A 16,896-nucleotide genomic window follows, 5' to 3' on the forward strand; every position below is an offset into this window, starting at 1 on the left:
CTTACGTCCGGGGCAATCCTGCCGCCAGCGCTTCGATTTCGCTGCGAAACTTCTCGGCCCCCAACTCGGTGTGTTCGGACCAGCGCCCAAAGCGCTGCAGCAGGGGGAGGAAAGTTTCGAGCTCCTCGCTCGACCAGCCGCTGAGGAAATCCCCCAAGATCAGGAATTTATAGGCCCGCACCGCGTCGAGCACGGCACGGCCCGCATCGGTCAGCTCGATGATCGAGCGCCGCGCATCGGCCTGGCTTACCGCCCGCCTTGCATAGCCCTTGTCCACCATGTCCCCCACGATCCTGCTAGCGCGTGAGGGGTCGATCCCCAGCCGTTCGGCCACGGTTGCCACCATGGTTTCGCCCGCCGTCACCGCTCCGAACTCGCTGACCGGCGCATCGATGGCGACCAGCACATCGAGTTGAGCGAGATCGAGCCCAATCTTGAGATCGGCCAGCGCCCGGTGTCCCAGTTCGCGCTTGGCCACCCGCCGCCGCCAGTTCTGCAGCACCGCATCGATGCTCAGCGCCGCAGTGACAGTTTCGTGCGAGAGCCCTGCTTTCTGCAACAAAAGATCGACCTGATCATTGGGAGTCTCGGGGGCCAACTTACGCCTCATAACTGCATGTGTCGCAATTGCGTGCTGTTGACATGCATATGCCAGAAGCAGATATAACGTGGCCGGCGCCCCCTCGCAAGGGCGGTGCTCTGCCCGTTCAGAATCCGTTCAGGATGCGTTCATGTTTCCCACTTCTTCAGCCCCCGGCGAGCCGGAACCACAGTCGGTTCGCGTGATTATCGGCGCAGTGGCCGTTACGCTCCTGCTGGCTTCTTTGGGCCAAACCATTGTTTCCACAGCTCTTCCCACCATTGTGGGCGAGCTTGGCGGGCTTGATCACCTCACTTGGGTGGTAATCGCCTATCTCCTCTCCTCCACCGTCGTTGCCCCCATCTATGGCAAGCTCGGCGATCTCTTCGGCCGTAAAATAGTCCTGCAGATTGCGATACTTATCTTCCTTGGCGGCGCCGCGCTCTCGGCCATGGCCTCCTCCATGACCTTCCTCATCATCGCCCGCGCCATCCAGGGATTGGGCGGCGGCGGCCTCATGGTCGTCGCCATGGCGGTGGTCGCCGACGTCATCCCGCCCCGGCAGCGCGGCAAGATTCAGGGCATTTTCGGCGCGGTTTTCGGGGTGTCCACCGTGCTCGGCCCGCTCCTGGGCGGCTTCATCGTCGAGCATCTGAGCTGGCGCTGGATCTTCCTCATCAACCTGCCGCTGGGCCTCCTCGCCCTTGGCGTCATTGCCGCCGCTCTCAAGCCGCGCCCGGACCGTGTGTCCCACAAGATTGATTTTGCTGGCTTTATTCTCCTGAGTGCCGGGCTATCCTCTTTTGTGTTGGCCACCAGCCTGGGCGGCACGACCTTCCCTTGGTTCTCGGCCCAGATCATTGGCCTTGTTGTCGCAGCGCTGGTGCTGCTCGCCGCTTTCGTTATCAATGAAAAGCGAGCCGCCGAACCGGTGCTGCCGCTCAGCCTGTTCCGCAACAACACCTTTCTGGTCTCCAACAGCGTGTCGTTCCTTGTCGGCATGGCGATGTTCGGCTCCATCACTTTCCTGCCGCTGTTCCTCCAGACGGCCCGCGGCACCAGCCCCACTGCCTCCGCCATGCAGTTGGTACCGATGATGATTGGCCTGATCAGCGCCTCGACGCTCGCCGGTTTTTTCATGAGCCGAACCGGTCGCTACAAGATCCTGCCCATGATCTCGACCGCCCTCCTGACCTTGGGCCTGCTGCTGCTGGCCGGCATGAGCCTCGACACGCCCGACTGGCAGATCGCCGTTTTCATGCTCATCGTTGGCGTGGGCATCGGTCCCGTGAACAGCGTTGCCGTCACCGCAATCCAGAACGCCTCGCCCCAGCACCTAGTGGGCGTGGCGACGGCCGGCGCCACCCTGTTCCGCCAGATCGGGGGCTCCATCGGGGTTTCTGTCTTCGGGGCCATCTTTGCGAGCAATCTTGCGCGTGAGTTGGGTGACGCCTTGCCCGAAGGCGGCGGCACTTCAGCCTTCAATGCCCAGGCTGTGGCAGCACTGCCGCCTGAGGTGCGCCAGCAGGTGCTTGAGGGATTCGCCAGTGCACTCCATCCGGTGTTCTTTACGGCCGCAGGTGCTTCCTTGCTCGCTTTTGCGCTCAATTTCCTGCTTGAGGAGCTTCCGCTTGCCAGTACGCTGCGGCGAGAAGGGGAGGCAGAACTCAAGGCCGAGGGCGACGCAAGCAGTGCAGCGGTGGGTGCGCCATCTACACCGACCGACCAGGGGCTTCCCACCGGCGCGCGTGTGAACTAAATAGACGGCGTGAGGGACGACCCTCGCGCCTTTCCCATTTTCTGGCCGGGACGACCCGCCAAGCGCAGGAGTAATCCTTGGCCTGGTTTTATCTGTTTATCGCTGGTCTTTTGGAAGTTGGCTGGGCCGTTGGCCTTAAGTACTCGGAAGGCTTCACCCGCCTTGTCCCTACCACCCTCACCGTCGCGGCCATGGTCGCGAGTGTTCTGCTCTTGGGCCTCGCGCTGCGTGATCTGCCAGTGGGTACAGGTTATGCTATCTGGACCGGAATCGGCACGGTTGGCACGGTGATCCTTGGCATGGTGCTGTTCGGTGACCCCGCCACTGCCGCGCGGCTGGGCTGCATCGGGCTCATCATCGCGGGCATCGCCGGTCTTAAGCTATTGACGTGACGCGCAATTCTGGGCTGTTCTCGCCTGCTTGGCGCGCGTAACGGGCTATTTCCATTGTGGTAAAAATATCTTTGTCGCGATGGAACCTTTTAGAATCGCGACTTTGTTAATGGTCTTGCGCGCGTGACTTGCTAGTTTCAGACTCGTTCGCCGCCGCTGTTTGGCGACGCAGCTTTTGGAGAGCAATCGTGCCCTTGCGCTGGCAGGAAGTGGCTGTGCCGCTTGTCGTTATTATTTTCCTTCTGGTGCTCAAGCACATTCCAGCTACTGCCGCCCTGCCGCTGGCCCGCGCCGCCGGCGTCGTGGCTTTCGGCTATGCTGCGTTCCTGGCCCTGCGCCTGTTGCAGGACGAGGAAGCGATCGAGGTCGATGGCTGGTCCGAGTTGCGCCCGGCCATGGTGGAATATTTTGCCTGCTATGGCGCGGCTGCCCTTTCGGTCGTTCTGATGTCGGCCGTGATCGTGATCGGCAGCACCAAGGCCGTTAACCCCACCCAGATGATCGCAGCCTTTTCGGCCTCGGTATTGCTGGGGGCAGGGGCCTTTGGCATCGGCATTGGCGGGCTCTTCACCAAGCTGCGCTGGAACAATTCGCGCCTCGAGCATCGCTCGGCTTTCGGCCGGGAAACCACCATCGCCTGGTCCGATGTGCGCTCGGTGCAGCCCAATTGGCGCGGCATCACCATCGCCACCGCCGATCGGCAGAGCATCACCTTTTCGCAGTTCCACTCGGGTGCCGCGCAATTGGCCCGCCATGCCAGCAATCGCGCCCGCCGCAATAGCGAAACCGCAACCAAGGCCTTCGCCACCCTTTAAGCGGCCGAAGTAGGCGATGTCAGCGCTGGTCAGGCCCCATCGGCTCGGCTAGTTTGCCGTGAACGCCGAGCCAGCCATGAACCAGCCCTTTCTGCCGCGCATTGCCCGCACCGTCTGCCCCCATGATTGCCCATCGGCCTGCGCGCTCGACGTGGAATTGCTGGGCCCTGGCCGGATCGGGCGCGTGCGCGGCGCCCAGGACGACCCCTATACCGCCGGCGTCATCTGCGAAAAGGTCAGCCGCTATAGCGAGCGGGTCCACCACCCAGATCGCCTGACCCAGCCGCTGCGGCGGGTCGGGCCCAAGGGCGGGGGGCAATGGGCGCCGATCAGCTGGGACGAGGCCCTCGACGAAACTGCCGCCCGCTTCAGCGCCATCGAGGCCGAATGGGGCGCCGAAAGCATCTGGCCCTATTATTATGCCGGCACGATGGGCCATGTGCAGCGCGACGGCATCGACCGCCTGCGCGCCGCCAAGGGCTATTCGCGCCAGTATGACACGATCTGCACCGGCACGGCCTGGCCCGGCTATATCGCCGGCACTGGCATGCTGGGTGGCGTCAATCCCGAACAGATGGCAGAAAGCGATTGCGTCGTGATCTGGGGCACCAATGCGGTGCATACCCAGGTCAATGTGATGACCCATGCCATGCGCGCCCGCAAGGAGCGGGGTGCCACCATTGTCGTGGTCGACATCTACCAGACGGCGACCATGGACAAGGCCGATCTGGGCCTGATGCTGCGCCCCGGCACCGATGGCGCGCTGGCCCTCGGCGTCATGCATGTGCTGCTGCGCGATGGGCTCGCCGACCGGGCCTATATGGCTCAGTATACCGATTTCAGCGCCGAATTCGAAGCGCATCTCTCCACCAAGACCCCGCAATGGGCCGCCGAGATCACTGGGCTGTCGGTCGACGAGATCGAGCGCTTCGCCCATCTCGTGGGGACGACCAAGCGGTCCTATTTCCGCCTGGGTTACGGTTTTACCCGCCAGCGCAATGGCGCCACCGCCATGCATGCCGCCCTTTGCATCCCGGCCATGACCGGCGCCTGGCAGCATCGCGGCGGTGGGGCGTTCCATTCCAATTCGGGCACATGGCAGCTTGATAAATCGCGCCTGGTCGGCAGCCATTTGCAAAAGGGCGATCCGCGCTGGCTCGACATGAGCGAGATCGGGCCGATCCTCACGGGTGACGCAACCGCGCTCAAGGGCGGCGGGCCGGTCAAGGCCATGATCGTGCAGAACACCAATCCGGCCTCGGTCGCGCCCAATCAGACCCTAGCCCGGGCGGGTCTCGCGCGCGAAGACCTGTTCCTCGTCGTGCACGAGCAGTTCATGACCGAAACGGCTGAACTGGCCGATATCGTTCTGCCTGCGACCATGTTTCTCGAGCACAATGATTATTACACCCGCGGCGGGCATACCCGCGTGCTCTATGGACCCGCGCTGGTCGAGCGGCCGGGCGAATGCTGGTCCAACCACGAGGTGATCAATGCCCTGGCGCTGCGCCTCGGGCTCGACGACCCCTCGTTCACCAGCACCGACCGCGAGGTCGTGGCCGAAACATTCCGCCGCTCAGGCTATGGCGAACTCGATGCCATCGAGCACCTCGGCTTTGTGGATCGCGAACGCCCCGATGCCGAGGCGCGCTATGCCCAAGGCTTTGCCTGGCCCGACAAGCGCTTCCGCTTTGCACCGGACTGGCAGGCCGTAGCCGACAAGAAGGGGTATCTCTGGACCTGCGATCCCGCCGCAATGCCCCGCTTTGCCGACCATTGGGACATCACCGAGCGCACCGACAGCGCGCATCCGTTCCGACTGGCCACGAGCCCGGCGCGCACCTTTCTTAATTCGACCTTCAACGAAACGCCCGGCAGCCAGCGCCGTGAAGGCCCGCCATCGCTGTTTATCCATCCCGCTGACGCCGCTCCGCTCGGCATTGGCGAGGGTGATGCGGTTCTGGTCGGCAATCGCCGGGGCGAAGTGCATCTGACCGCCCGCCTGCGCCTGGGCCTGCCCAGTGGCGTGGTGATCGCCGAAGGGCTGCATCCCAACAAGGCGCACCGCGAGGGCAGGGGCATCAATACCCTGACCGATGCACGGCCGGCGCCTCCCTTTGGCGGCGCCGCCTTTCACGATGCCGCCGTTTGGGTACGTCGCGCCGATCAGGCATAGGCGCCCCAGAAGAAGTAAGCGGTCATCGTCACCCCATAAAGGATGATCGCGAGGCGCAAGGCCGCCCGGGGCACCCGATGGGCATTGCGGGCCGCCAGGTAGCCGCCAATGGTGACGCCCACCAGCGCAATGGAGCCATGATACCAGTCGATTGAGCCGTTGAAGGCAAAACGCACCACGGCGACCAGCGCCACCACGGCCGAGATCCAGAGCTTGAGCCCATTCATGGCATGGATGTCGTCGAGCCCCGCCACGGCGAGGAACGCCAGCAGCAGGATGCCGAGGCCGGCATTGAAAAAGCCGCCATAAACGCACACGGCGCCAAGAAAGGCCGTCAGCAGCACGCTGCCGACCAGCCGCATCCCGCGCCCGCTGCCGCCCCGCGCCGACACCAGCGCATTGAGCTGGTTGCCAAAGGCAAACAACAGCACCGCAAACAGCATCAGCCAGGGCACGACCAGCGCAAACTGCTCGTCGGACACCACCAGCAGCAGCTCGGCCCCGACATAGCCGAACACCAGTGCCACGACGGTATAGAACACCAGCTTGTTGCGATAGCGCGCCATGGCGTGGCGATAGCCAAAGGCGCCGCTCAGGTAACCGGGCAGGGCGGCATAGGTGTTGGAAGCATTGGCGATCACCGGCGGCACGCCGGCAAACAACAGCGCCGGAAACACGATAAACGAGCCTCCTCCCGCAAGCGAGTTCACTGCACCGCCGAGCAAACCGGCGATCAGCAGCAGCATTTCAGTCATGTCGAGGGGCTTTCTGGGCGCAAAGTGAAGCAGAGGAACTGCCTCAGCTAACCAATTGGGCGCGCGAAGGCCAAACCTATTGTTGCCACCAAGGCGCGAAAACCTAGCTCCGCTTGACTTTCCATGGGGAAGCGCGCATGCAGGCAATGGTTGCTGTCGCCTGCCGCTCGCCGGGTCCGCCCGATGGTGAAGACAGCCTTTGATATCCCCCATGTTGTCTCTCCCCAGCGAGGCGCTTCATGGCAAGGCGAGCCCCATGGAACTAAGCCTCACGGATGTGAGAAGCACCATGACTTATTCCCTTGATACCCCTTCGATCCAGACGCTCAAGGCCGAAGCACGAGAGTTGCGCACCAGCCGGCAGGCCGCGGGCGAGAGCTTAACCCACGGCGCGGCCCTGGAAGCGGTCGCCCGGACCCATGGCTTTCGCGATTGGAACACGGCCAGCGCCATGCTGCCCGAACCGGTCGCAAGCCCACTCCAAGTGGGCCAGCGCGTGCGCGGCACCTATCTGGGGCAAAGCTTCACCGGGCTGGTGCTGGGCGTCAGGATCCGTGCCGACATGAGCCACTACGACATCACGGTGAAGTTCGACCAGCCGGTGGATGTGGTGAGCTCCGAACTGTTCTCGGCGTTCCGGCAGCGGGTCAATGCGACGATCGATATCCGGGGGGTGTCGCCGGCGCGGCTCGGCAATGGCGAGCCCCAGCTGCGCATCCAGCCACTCTGAAAGGAGGCGGCTCGCGCAGCCGCCTCGCCTTGCGATTCATCGGCAAATGCCGATAAACTACTGCATCCCAAATATAGCGGAACGCGCCATGACCACCCAGACCAAGCCGATCGAGCTTTATTCGCTGCCGACCCCCAACGGCCAGAAGGCCGCCATCATGCTGGAAGAACTGGGCGTCCCCTATACCTATCATCGCATCGATATCGGCAAGGGCGATCAGTTCAAGCCCGAGTTCCTGGCGATCTCGCCCAACAACAAAATCCCGGCCATCATCGATCCCGAAGGGCCCGGGGGTGAGCCGATCTCGATCTTTGAATCGGGGGCGATCCTCAAATATCTCGGCCTCAAATTCGGGCAGTTCTATCCCCAGGACATGCGCGCCCAGGTCAAGGTGGATGAATGGCTGTTCTGGCAGGTCGGCGGCTTTGGCCCGATGCTGGGGCAGAACCACCACTTCGCCCTTTATGCGCCCGAGCGCATCCCCTATGCCACCAAGCGCTATGTTGATGAGACGCACCGCCTTTATGGCGTGCTCAACAAGCAGCTCGAAGGTCAGGACTATATAGCCGGCGAGTATTCCATCGCTGATATCGCCTGCATCGGCTGGGCGCAGCTCTGGGAGCGGCAGGGCATGGACATCAACGAGTTCCCCAATGTCAAAGCCTGGATCGAGCGCTGCAATGCCCGGCCCGCGGTCAAGCGGGGCCTCGAAGTGGGCAAGGACCTGCCCAGTGCCGATCTCAGCAATGACAAGGCCGCCCAGGCCATGCTGTTCAACCAGCGGGCGCGCTAGGCTCGCTTACGGCACCGCCTCGGGAGGCGGTGCCCCCCCGGCCAACTCCTCGGAGGGAACGCGGACCCACTCCTCGCCGCGGCAGATAACGTTGAACAGCACGCAGCCATTGAGGCGCAGCGCGTCCGGCCCGGTGACCTGCACATAGCCCGAATAGGTGTTGCCGTCCTCGGGGTTATAGATGCTGCCGTCAAAAACGGCAGGCTTGTCGCTGGGTCGCAAGGTGAGGATCTGCAGCCCCAGCATCGGGCGGTTGCGCAGTTCTGGCTCCTTGTTGCGCGCATCCACGAAGTCCTCCGGCCCAATCGCCGCGGCCGCCCGCGTCTCTTCGGCGCTGAGCTTGCCCTCAGGCACCACGATCTTGCTCAATACGCCGCAATAACCCTCGGGGCATGGGGTGATGGTGATCTCCGATTCCAGCACCGTGCGCCAGGTGCCTTCCAGCATGGCTTGAGCCTGGGCCGCGCTGGCTGTCGCCCCAAGAAGGGCCGCGCCAACAAGGACGGTTGCTAACCTCGGTAAGACGCTGCCGCGCATCATGCCCCCTCCACTGCTGCCGCCAACAACAAATTGGTTGTATGGCAGGGCGAAGAAATAACCCGTATTTGCGGCTTCACCAAGCCAAACCAGCGGCGATCTCAAGCGGCAGAGCACGCGGTGGCGCCGATGTTGTGGGAAGAACACGCCAGTTCGCCAGAAACCCCTTGCCAGCACCGCTCCCTCAAGCTAGACGAGCCCTGCCGGAGAGGTGGCCGAGTGGTCGAAGGCACGCCCCTGCTAAGGGCGCAGATGGTGATGAACTGTCTCGAGGGTTCGAATCCCTTCCTCTCCGCCACTAACTTTCATAACAACCATTTGCCTCAGCCGTTTACGGGGGGCTGTGGCTTGCTGCCCTAGCGCCGGCCCTATCACGCTGGAGCGGTGTTCTTACAGGTATCCGGACGTTCCTTCTCGAGCATCTTTCGCAATCAGACGACTCGTTGAGGCGGGTGTGCGCCTCATTTCGGCCGATCGCATCAGCTTCGGCTTTTTCTGAAAGCCGACATCCGGGTTAGCGCCCGCGGACGCCCAATTTGGGGTGGATTGCTGACAGTCTGCTGTGGGGAGGGATCGTTCGGGAAGCAGACACAGGAATAGTTGATCCACGTGTCGAGAGCTAAACGGCGAACATCTGCCATCCGACACCTGCGACCGCGCAGGCTCCAAGCACCCACAGTGTCCCGACGTTGAATTGGAATACGGCTAGGACTGCCGCAACCGTCAGGATCAGCGCCGGCACACTCACTGTATTGAGGGCAGGAAGCTCCAGGGTTACTCCCAATCCGCGCCAAATCTCGAGGTCGGCAAAGAGAGTGTGTAAAGCAAACCAGACTGCAAGGTTGACGATGACGCCGACCACCGCTGCAGTTACGGCGGACAGGGCGCCGGTTAGGGCGGTGTTACCCCGCAACTGCTCGATAAACGGAGCGCCAAGGAATATCCAAAGGAAGCACGGGACGAATGTGACCCAGGTGGTGAGGATCGCGCCAAGGGTTGCAGCAACAATGGGCGGAAGCGCGCCCGGATCGCGGAATGCGCCGAGGAAGCCGACGAACTGGACGACCATGATCAGCGGCCCCGGCGTCGTTTCGGCCATGCCGAGCCCGTCCAACATTTCGCCTGGCCTCAGCCATCCGTAGTTCTGGACCGCCTCCTGGGCTACGTAGGCCAGCACTGCATAGGCGCCACCAAAGGTAACGACCGCCATCTGGCTGAAGAACACCGCGATCTGGCTGAAGACGTTCTGCGGGCCCAGGGTAACAACGAGCGCCAGTACCGGCACCAGCCAGAGCGCGAGCAGCGTTGCCGAAATGGACAGCGACCACTTCAGGTTCGGCTGGGCATGCGCAGGCGTTGCTTCGCCCAGCAAAGAATTGGCGTCCTCGAAGACCGGGCCCTTGCCTGATCCATGCCCCCCACCGACCCGAAACAACGGGGACCCAGATCGACCGCCTAAATACCCGATCGCTCCGGCAGCGATGATAATGATGGGAAAGGGAATGTCGAAAGCGAAGATCGCCACGAAAGCGGCGACAGCAATACCGACCATAACCCTGTTCTTGAGGGCTCGCTTGCCGATCCTTGCCATGGCTTGCAACACAATGGCGAGTACCGCAGCCTTGAGCCCGAAGAACAACCCTTCGATGGCATCGAGGTGGCCCAACGCCACGTAGACATAGCTCAAGGCCAAGATAGCCACAAAGCCCGGCAGGATGAACAGCAGACCTGCAACGAGCCCGCCCTTGGTCTTGTGCAGGAGCCAGCCGATATAGACCGCGAGCTGCTGCGCCTCCGGTCCCGGCAGCAGCATGCAATAGTTGAGCGCATTCAGGAACCGGTGCTCTCCGATCCAGCGCTTCTCCTCGACTAGGATACGGTGCATCAAGGCGATCTGGCCGGCCGGTCCACCAAAGCTCAAAGCGGCGATCCGCGCCCAAACCTTCACGGCCTCACCAAATGGAATGGAGACGCCGGGACGGTAGCTTTCTCCTGCGGGCGAATTGGTCTGGATGCCAGCCATGATCAGGACCTCGACTTGCCAGCGGGCCAGTTGTGCGTTTCTTCGCTCGCGTCCCGCGCCCACCGATAAAAGGCGTCGTAAAGCAGCATCCCAGCATCGAGCTGTTCGAGGTCGTCTGTATACATGCGCGACAATCCAAGAGAGGCGGCGACCAGGCCGGCGGCCTCTGGCGCCAGCTCGTGACGGGACGTGTCAGCCGCCCGCACGATGGTCGCGAGCCTGTTCAAGGGCTCGAAGGTCAGTGCGAGTTCTTTTATCATGACATCGAACGTGCAGAGCTCGCCTCGATGGCTCCAGAAGACGCCCTCGATATCGAAGGGCACACCTCCGAACCGCTCCGCGACCGCAGAGACTTCCGATGAAGTGACGAACAGGAACATCGCGTCCGGATCGACGAAGCGACGGATCAGCCAGGGACAAGCTATGCGGTCGATCTTGGGGCGCGTGCGCGTGACCCAGACCGTTCGCCCATTTGGGTTGCGGGGCGGCAACACCGTCTCCGGGACCATCGACTTGCCGGCGGTGGCCCACGCGGCGTGCCCGCCTTCCAGAACTTCGGCGGGAATACCCTCCTGACGCAACCAGGCGGCGACGCCATGGCTCAGGTCATGTCCGTGCCGGCAGATCACGATGGCGCTTCCGTTCCGGAAGCTCTCCACCCAGGTGGTGATGGTGTCGGCGTCGCGGCGGATGGCGCTCGGTATAAGGCGGGGGTCGTCCGCGAAAGCGGCGTCGGTTCGGACATCGATGATGCGTGGGGACTTTGGCGTGCCGATCAGGCGTGAGAGCTTGTCGACGGATATCGTCGTGGTCGAAGACATGGCGCGTCCTTGCAAGAGGTCATGGCGTGGACGCGATACTTCGGCTGACGCCTCGTGGGGAGATCGCGATCCCCATGGGTCGAGAGTGACGTTTGTGTCAGGTCGTTGTCAATATGCCGCTGGCGTGGCTAGGGCCGTTGGCGTGAATAACGAGTTCCCAGCCTGGTGGCAGTGGCGAAGCTCCATGCTCACTTTGCCGCCTATCCTGCCGCCCGCAAGCTTGGCAGCGTTGGTCAGAAGCTCGTTGATGAAAGGTGCCAAGGGCATTGCAGCTGGTCTGCCCTGGGAGCCCCCAAGGTCAGCATGGGGGACAGCCCCAGCTCGCTAGTTTGCCGCCAGCTTGCGTTGTTGATGGAGCGGCGACCTTCTAGGCTCTAGAATACCTGCGCCGGACAAGCAGCAGGACGCCAATCAACGTTGCAATGAGAGTGGCTAGCACCGCGGCCGTTTGTCCACCGTCTGCAAAGATGACAGCATGCATGCGGCGGCCCGGCAGAAGTGTGAAGGCGCCAGTAAGCACCAGGGCGAATACGTACAAACTAATCATAATGAAGCGGTGTGCCTTGAGGTTACCCCGCCTTATCGCAACTATCCCGACTATCAACGAGACCAGCGTCAAGACCGAAAGCGCATGGATCAGGCTATAGGGGCCAAACATGCGCATCTCGGAAATAAGGAATGAACTTAGGGCTACCACTACCATGACCCCGACCCACATGCGTCCAAGTCGCATGTGAAGCCGAGTACCTTTGCGCGCAAACAAAACGATTGTGCCGAGCAGCACCGCGGCGAGTGCACTAAGCGCATGGATCTGTATGGCCAGGCTCGAGGCGATGATGGGTGTGGTGTCCATAAATGGCTTTTTCTTCTCAAGAGAGCTATCAAGTGCCTTTTAGAAGCTGCGGTTTGGCAGGAGAGCCAACCGGACCTGCGCGAGGGGCGCAAATATTTCGTGAAGTACACGCCACTGCAATTCGCGCTTCGTGAACTGCGCATGACCTACACTGATCGGGCAGCTCTAAGCATCATGGGCGCGGTCGGAATGGTTGCCGGTTTTGCGGGCCCGTTCAGCACTTTCGAGGTCCTCAATCTACCGCTGCGGCTAATCTATTGGTTAGCTATCGCGTACTGCACCTATGGCGCGGGCTTGCTTGGTGCGATCGCACTGTCCCATGCTGTCCTCCCAGCGCGCAAACCGTACGGGTGGAGCATTGTCGTGCAGGGGCTCGGCGCGTCTGTACCGGTGACCTTGGTAGTAGTCTTGCTTAATCTCGAGTTGCTTCCGGACCAGCGTTCTCCGCTTTCGGACGCCCTGTGGCTGTATCCATATTGCCTTGCGATATGCACCGCCTTGCTAGCATTGATGCAGGTCGTCCGTTCAACGAATACAACAACCGCCGAAGTGGATCCCACCGTCTCGGCTGGTCCCTTGCTCATCGAACGACTCCCCCATGAACTGCGAGGTCCAATCCTGCACCTGTCAATGGCGGATCATTATGTCGAGGTCTTCACCGCCCGGGGCAAAGCGCTGCTGCTGATGCGGTTGGCCGATGCGATCAGGGAAACTGACGGGGTGCCAGGGTTGCAGATACACCGCTCCCACTGGGTGGCTAAAGACGCGGTCAGAGCCATTCGGCGGGTAAACGGCAAGACAATGGTTGAAACTACGGCAGGGAACCTGCTGCCCATCTCCCGGTCGTACCTTCCTTCAGTTCGCGCCACTCTGAACTAGCTAATCACTGGCGCTCTGCCTGAGACGGCACACCAGAGTGGTGTTCGGCTTTCTCGCGGAACGATTTGGCGCCATTCCAGCTTGGGCTCGTTAGGGCGATCCGATGGTCGTTCTGAACGCCCGATCAGCGATCCAGCAATTGCATGCGGCGGGCTAGGAAATGGACGACGGCAGTCACTCGGCGTGGCATCATATGTCACAAAGGATAAAGGGCGTGGATCGGCATGGACATAGTGCGCCAACCGGCTACCACATGGATCAACTGTTCGCTTCGATGTCCTCAACAACGAGCGACCCTGTACAGTACATGGGGCCTGAGCCGATGACCGCTCGGCATCTCTGGATGTAAGAAGTCCTCGGTCGGCTGGTGCACCATACCTATTTTCTCCATAACTCGTCGGCTCGGCATGTTGATCTGCGCAGTTATGGCGACGACATCGGGTTTTCGCAGGACATGAAACGCATATTCCAGCACTGCCTGAGCGCCCTCGGTTGCCAAGCCTTTCCCCCACACACGTTTCGCCAACTGCCAGGCGATTTGAAGTTCAGGTCGTGATGGAATGGCATCCCTCAAGGAGGGGCCCAAGCCCGTCAACCCCAGAGTTCCTATGAAGGTGCCATCGCGCTTGTCTTCGACTGCAAGCATTCCATAGCCCAACCTTTTATACTCGGAGATTGATCGCTCGACGCGTTCGTTGGCTGCCTGAGCGCCCAATATGCCGAGCGAGAACCGCCGAACATCGCTGTCGGCGAAAATCTCGGCATTGGCACGACGATCTCCGAGACGGAATGGCCGGAGAACTAAGCGCGCTGTGGTGATCTGCATGGGCGTCCAGTGTCATGGGGTGCCCTGTAAAAGCTAACCCATGCGCAGAGCGGCTCCAACTGCTCTCTCGCATGGAAGCGGCAGCTTTCGAGCGTGCTATTGTCGACTATGACGTCTGAAATGGGGTCGGTGTCGGCCACTGCCCCTATGTGCAGGAAGGGGTGGGTTGCGGAAGGTCTGCTTTAGTTTTCCCGAGTGGAAAAGCTGAGATCCAGTTGCCCATGGCTTGAAGAATCCTGTGCTATCTAACGATTGCAGAGAGAAGCCCGGCAATAATAACATTGACTAAGCCATCGATAAAGCGGCTGTCAGAGCGTTCACTGGTGATGAGAAGGCGCCAATAGAGTAGGTCGCCGGCGGCATCGTTGAACAGTTAGGTGTTAGCTGCCCGACGACGGCGCTCGATCTGCAAACGGCCCCGGACGTCGTTGGCTAAGTCAGGGGTGCGTCACAATGCCCTTTTCTTGCGTCAGGTTTCATTGCCACAACGTGACGTGGGGCGTACGCTCGCCTGCTCTCCGCAACAAAGCTTCACGGAACAGAGATGTACGTTGTATGGCTCCCATTCATACGAACGGCGGCTTCTCGGGAAACCACAAGTTAGCCTGGAACGATAGAAATGGGATCGCTACGTTCCGGCATTTTTATGCCTGCTTTTGGTAATTAAGACTGGGCTCGCGTTCAAAAGTGTACACTGCCTATGCCGGCGTGCGCTATTCTTCTTCGGTCATAACTAACTTGGAACCGCGAGCCTTGAACACTTCGGACACCCAGTCCACGAATATTCTCAATTTAGCATTCAGGTGCCGGTTGGGCGGATAAACGACATGGAGAGGATGCAGCGGCCGCGTCCAATCTGTGAGAAGCGGTATCAAGCTTCCGTCCTCGATAAAAGGTTGCGCCATAACACCGAACGTCTGGCCGATGCCGAGGCCAGCCTTGATTGCCGTCAAATGGGCAGTGATTTCATTGACGGCCACCTGTGCGTCGCCGCCTGTTTCGATTTCCTCGCCGCTCCGGTGAAAGAGCATCGGAAAAGGCTTAGACGTTAGCGACGAGAAATAGTTCAGGCTGACATGCCCCCGATCAAGATCGGACGGGTGCTTGGGGATGCCATGGCGTTCAATATAGCGGGCGCTGGCGCAGGTCACATAATCAAGCTCGCCGATCTTGCGAGCGATCAGTGAGGTGTCACCCAATTCACCGCCACGGATGACGCAATCCACGCCTTCGCCAATTAGGTCAACTGGGCGATCACTGATACCCAAATAGAGTTCGATATCGGGATAAAGGTCGCGGAACTGCGGCAATGCGGGGATCAGTACGCAATTTGCCAACTGCGATACGATATCGATCCTCAGTCGACCCTTCGGCTGCGCCTGGTTTAGCCTCACCGCCGCATTCATGTCCTCCAGTTCGGCGATCAGCCGATTGGAGCGTTCATAATATGCGGCGCCCTCTGGAGTCACGGCGACTTTGCGGGTTGTCCGCTGGATCAGCTTCGTGCCGAGAGAGGCCTCAAGGTCAGCGATCAGCTTGCTTGCCGTTGACCGCGGTAGGTTGAGTTGGTCGGCAGCTTTGGCGAATGTGCCGGCCTCGACGATGCGCACGAAAGTTCGAAGTGCCAGAAGCTGATCCATGAGTCCAAGTTAATTCTGACTATGCATGACCGTGCATAATGAAATCAAAACTACGATCTTTAAGCAATAGGATGGCGGCTCTAAATCCTGCCCAGAACTTACCCTAAGGACTGGATCTATCATGCACCAGAGATTTGACGCAAAAATCGCTGTCATAACAGGCGGCACATCTGGCATAGGCTTCGCGACCGCAAAGGCCTTAGCACAGGAAGGCGCGTTCGTATTTATTACCGGCCGTCGACAGGCAGAACTCGACGCCGCAGTAGCCGCGATCGGCGACAACGCTGTTGGCATTCAGGCGGACTCTTCCAACATGAAAGACCTTGATCAGCTTTTCGATAGTATAAAAGCGCATAAAGGCCGGATCGACATATTGTTCGCTAACGCCGGTGGTGGCGCGATGCAGTCTCTTGGCGAAATTAATGAAGGGGACTTCGACGATACGTTTAACCGGAATGTTAAGGGCGTGCTCTTCACGGTGCAAAAAGCTCTTCCGCTTCTGGCCGATAACGCCTCTATCGTTCTGACTAGTTCGACTACCAGCATCATGGGCACCGCGGCTTTCAGCGTTTACAGCGCATCCAAAGCCGCCATTCGCAATTTTGCTCGCAGCTGGATCCTCGACGTCAAGGACCGCGGCATTCGCATTAATGTCGTAAGCCCCGGCCCAGTCCGGACGCCTGGCCTAGTCGATCTTGCTGGTCCTGATGCGACGGCCCAGCAGAGCATGCTCGATCATCTGGCCAGCCAAATCCCGCTCGGTCGCATTGGTGAGCCCGAGGAAATTGCCAGGGCCGTGTTGTTCCTCGCCTCAGACGAGGCGAGCTTCGTGAACGGCGCGGACCTGTTTGTCGATGGTGGATTGGCGCAGATTTAGTGGCAGTGGTCCATGTCTCTAGGCGTCCTCGCCTTTACGGCTTGCCGGTAAAAGCGACACGTTGACTAGTGTGACATCAGTGTCTGAAGGTGAGACCGCGATGCTGTACGGAATCGATTGGCCCAGCCGACCTCCACGCCTCTGCAATGAAAGACGACCCGGTGGCTAGCTGACGTATTTGTATGTCGACTGCTGTGACCATGCTGCTCTCCAGCAATACGTTCAGCAGCAACTACAGTGCTGCTAGGCTGATGCCGAATGCCGTCCGCTTATCGGTAGCTGCAAAGTGGGCTCGAACGGCAGAAATGGGGTCGAGGCTGTGTGAGAACTCGCGGCGGCGTCTGGCCTGAGCGTGATGCGTTGGCACCAGCGGGACCGCTTCATCCCCTTAAAGCTTGGAGGATTGGCACCACGCCGGCGACAGCGATGGCGCGCTTGAT

Annotated in this window: 16 protein-coding genes and 1 tRNA gene; 9 read left to right on the forward strand and 8 right to left on the reverse strand. The window is 60.8% G+C overall.

The features are described 5' to 3' along the window. Position 1 precedes the first annotated feature (1 nt). Positions 2-598, reverse strand: coding sequence for a MarR family transcriptional regulator (locus tag HRU92_RS19765; RefSeq protein ID WP_210259548.1), 597 nt, complete (start codon positions 596-598; stop codon positions 2-4). A gap of 133 nt (positions 599-731) precedes the next feature. Between HRU92_RS19765 and HRU92_RS19770 the strand changes: the two genes are divergently transcribed. From HRU92_RS19770 to HRU92_RS19785, 4 genes are all read left to right on the forward strand, one after another. After that, positions 732-2,339: an MDR family MFS transporter gene (locus tag HRU92_RS19770; RefSeq protein ID WP_173089050.1), complete on the forward strand. Its 1,608-nt coding sequence runs from the start codon at positions 732-734 to the stop codon at positions 2,337-2,339. 77 nt (positions 2,340-2,416) lie between these two features. After that, entirely contained in the window at positions 2,417-2,731 is a 315-nt protein-coding gene (sugE, locus tag HRU92_RS19775) for a quaternary ammonium compound efflux SMR transporter SugE (RefSeq protein ID WP_172125327.1), read from the forward strand. A 188-nt stretch (positions 2,732-2,919) separates the two neighbouring features. Beyond that, positions 2,920-3,546 (forward strand): hypothetical protein, encoded by a 627-nt coding sequence (locus HRU92_RS19780; protein ID WP_172125325.1) that lies wholly within the window; start codon positions 2,920-2,922, stop codon positions 3,544-3,546. A 76-nt stretch (positions 3,547-3,622) separates the two neighbouring features. Then, a complete protein-coding gene (locus HRU92_RS19785) occupies positions 3,623-5,722 on the forward strand; it encodes a molybdopterin oxidoreductase family protein (protein WP_173089052.1) in 2,100 nt (699 codons plus the stop codon). Here the strand turns inward: HRU92_RS19785 and HRU92_RS19790 are convergent. Continuing rightward, positions 5,713-6,477 (reverse strand): sulfite exporter TauE/SafE family protein, encoded by a 765-nt coding sequence (locus HRU92_RS19790; RefSeq protein ID WP_172125321.1) that lies wholly within the window; start codon positions 6,475-6,477, stop codon positions 5,713-5,715. The genes HRU92_RS19785 and HRU92_RS19790 overlap by 10 nt on opposite strands. Positions 6,478-6,766: 289 nt before the next feature. On the opposite strand from HRU92_RS19790, the gene HRU92_RS19795 reads away from it, so the two are divergent. Together HRU92_RS19795 and HRU92_RS19800 are read left to right on the forward strand one after the other, a co-directional pair. Further along, positions 6,767-7,207, forward strand: coding sequence for a glyoxalase superfamily protein (locus HRU92_RS19795; RefSeq protein ID WP_172125319.1), 441 nt, complete (start codon positions 6,767-6,769; stop codon positions 7,205-7,207). 88 nt (positions 7,208-7,295) lie between these two features. Next, a complete protein-coding gene (locus HRU92_RS19800) occupies positions 7,296-8,000 on the forward strand; it encodes a glutathione S-transferase N-terminal domain-containing protein (RefSeq protein ID WP_172125317.1) in 705 nt (234 codons plus the stop codon). Between the two features lie 6 nt (positions 8,001-8,006). Here the strand turns inward: HRU92_RS19800 and HRU92_RS19805 are convergent, their stop codons facing one another. Next, positions 8,007-8,540, reverse strand: coding sequence for a DUF2147 domain-containing protein (locus HRU92_RS19805; protein WP_172125315.1), 534 nt, complete (start codon positions 8,538-8,540; stop codon positions 8,007-8,009). 202 nt (positions 8,541-8,742) lie between these two features. On the opposite strand from HRU92_RS19805, the gene HRU92_RS19810 reads away from it, so the two are divergent. Next, positions 8,743-8,835: transfer RNA gene (locus HRU92_RS19810), tRNA-Ser, on the forward strand. A gap of 321 nt (positions 8,836-9,156) precedes the next feature. Here HRU92_RS19810 and chrA read toward each other — a convergent pair. The 3 genes from chrA to HRU92_RS19825 form a co-directional block, all read right to left on the reverse strand. Further along, positions 9,157-10,560 carry a chromate efflux transporter gene (gene chrA / locus HRU92_RS19815; RefSeq protein WP_173089054.1) on the reverse strand — a complete coding sequence of 468 codons (1,404 nt, stop codon included), beginning with the start codon at positions 10,558-10,560 and terminating at the stop codon, positions 9,157-9,159. Between the two features lie 2 nt (positions 10,561-10,562). Then, the gene (locus HRU92_RS19820) at positions 10,563-11,381 is read right to left on the reverse strand and encodes a sulfurtransferase/chromate resistance protein (protein ID WP_173089056.1); all 819 of its coding nucleotides are present in this window, start codon (positions 11,379-11,381) and stop codon (positions 10,563-10,565) included. A 367-nt stretch (positions 11,382-11,748) separates the two neighbouring features. After that, positions 11,749-12,234, reverse strand: a complete 486-nt coding sequence (locus HRU92_RS19825; RefSeq protein ID WP_173089058.1) for a DUF2306 domain-containing protein — start codon at positions 12,232-12,234, stop codon at positions 11,749-11,751. Here HRU92_RS19825 and HRU92_RS19830 point away from each other — a divergent pair. Continuing rightward, positions 12,187-13,113, forward strand: coding sequence for a LytTR family DNA-binding domain-containing protein (locus tag HRU92_RS19830; RefSeq protein ID WP_248307274.1), 927 nt, complete (start codon positions 12,187-12,189; stop codon positions 13,111-13,113). The genes HRU92_RS19825 and HRU92_RS19830 overlap by 48 nt on opposite strands. Before the next feature lie 280 nt (positions 13,114-13,393). On the opposite strand, the gene HRU92_RS19835 is transcribed toward HRU92_RS19830, so the two are convergent. Beyond that, positions 13,394-13,939, reverse strand: coding sequence for a GNAT family N-acetyltransferase (locus HRU92_RS19835; RefSeq protein WP_173089062.1), 546 nt, complete (start codon positions 13,937-13,939; stop codon positions 13,394-13,396). Positions 13,940-14,652: 713 nt separating this feature from the next. Beyond that, positions 14,653-15,579, reverse strand: coding sequence for a LysR family transcriptional regulator (locus tag HRU92_RS19840; RefSeq protein ID WP_127754466.1), 927 nt, complete (start codon positions 15,577-15,579; stop codon positions 14,653-14,655). A gap of 121 nt (positions 15,580-15,700) precedes the next feature. On the opposite strand from HRU92_RS19840, the gene HRU92_RS19845 reads away from it, so the two are divergent. Next, complete coding sequence (locus HRU92_RS19845) at positions 15,701-16,456, forward strand: SDR family oxidoreductase (protein ID WP_127754467.1); 756 nt, start codon at positions 15,701-15,703, stop codon at positions 16,454-16,456. The last annotated feature ends 440 nt before the right edge of the window (positions 16,457-16,896 follow it).

It is taken from the genome of Devosia sp. 1635 (genome assembly GCF_013185955.1).
Lineage (GTDB): Bacteria > Pseudomonadota > Alphaproteobacteria > Rhizobiales > Devosiaceae > Devosia.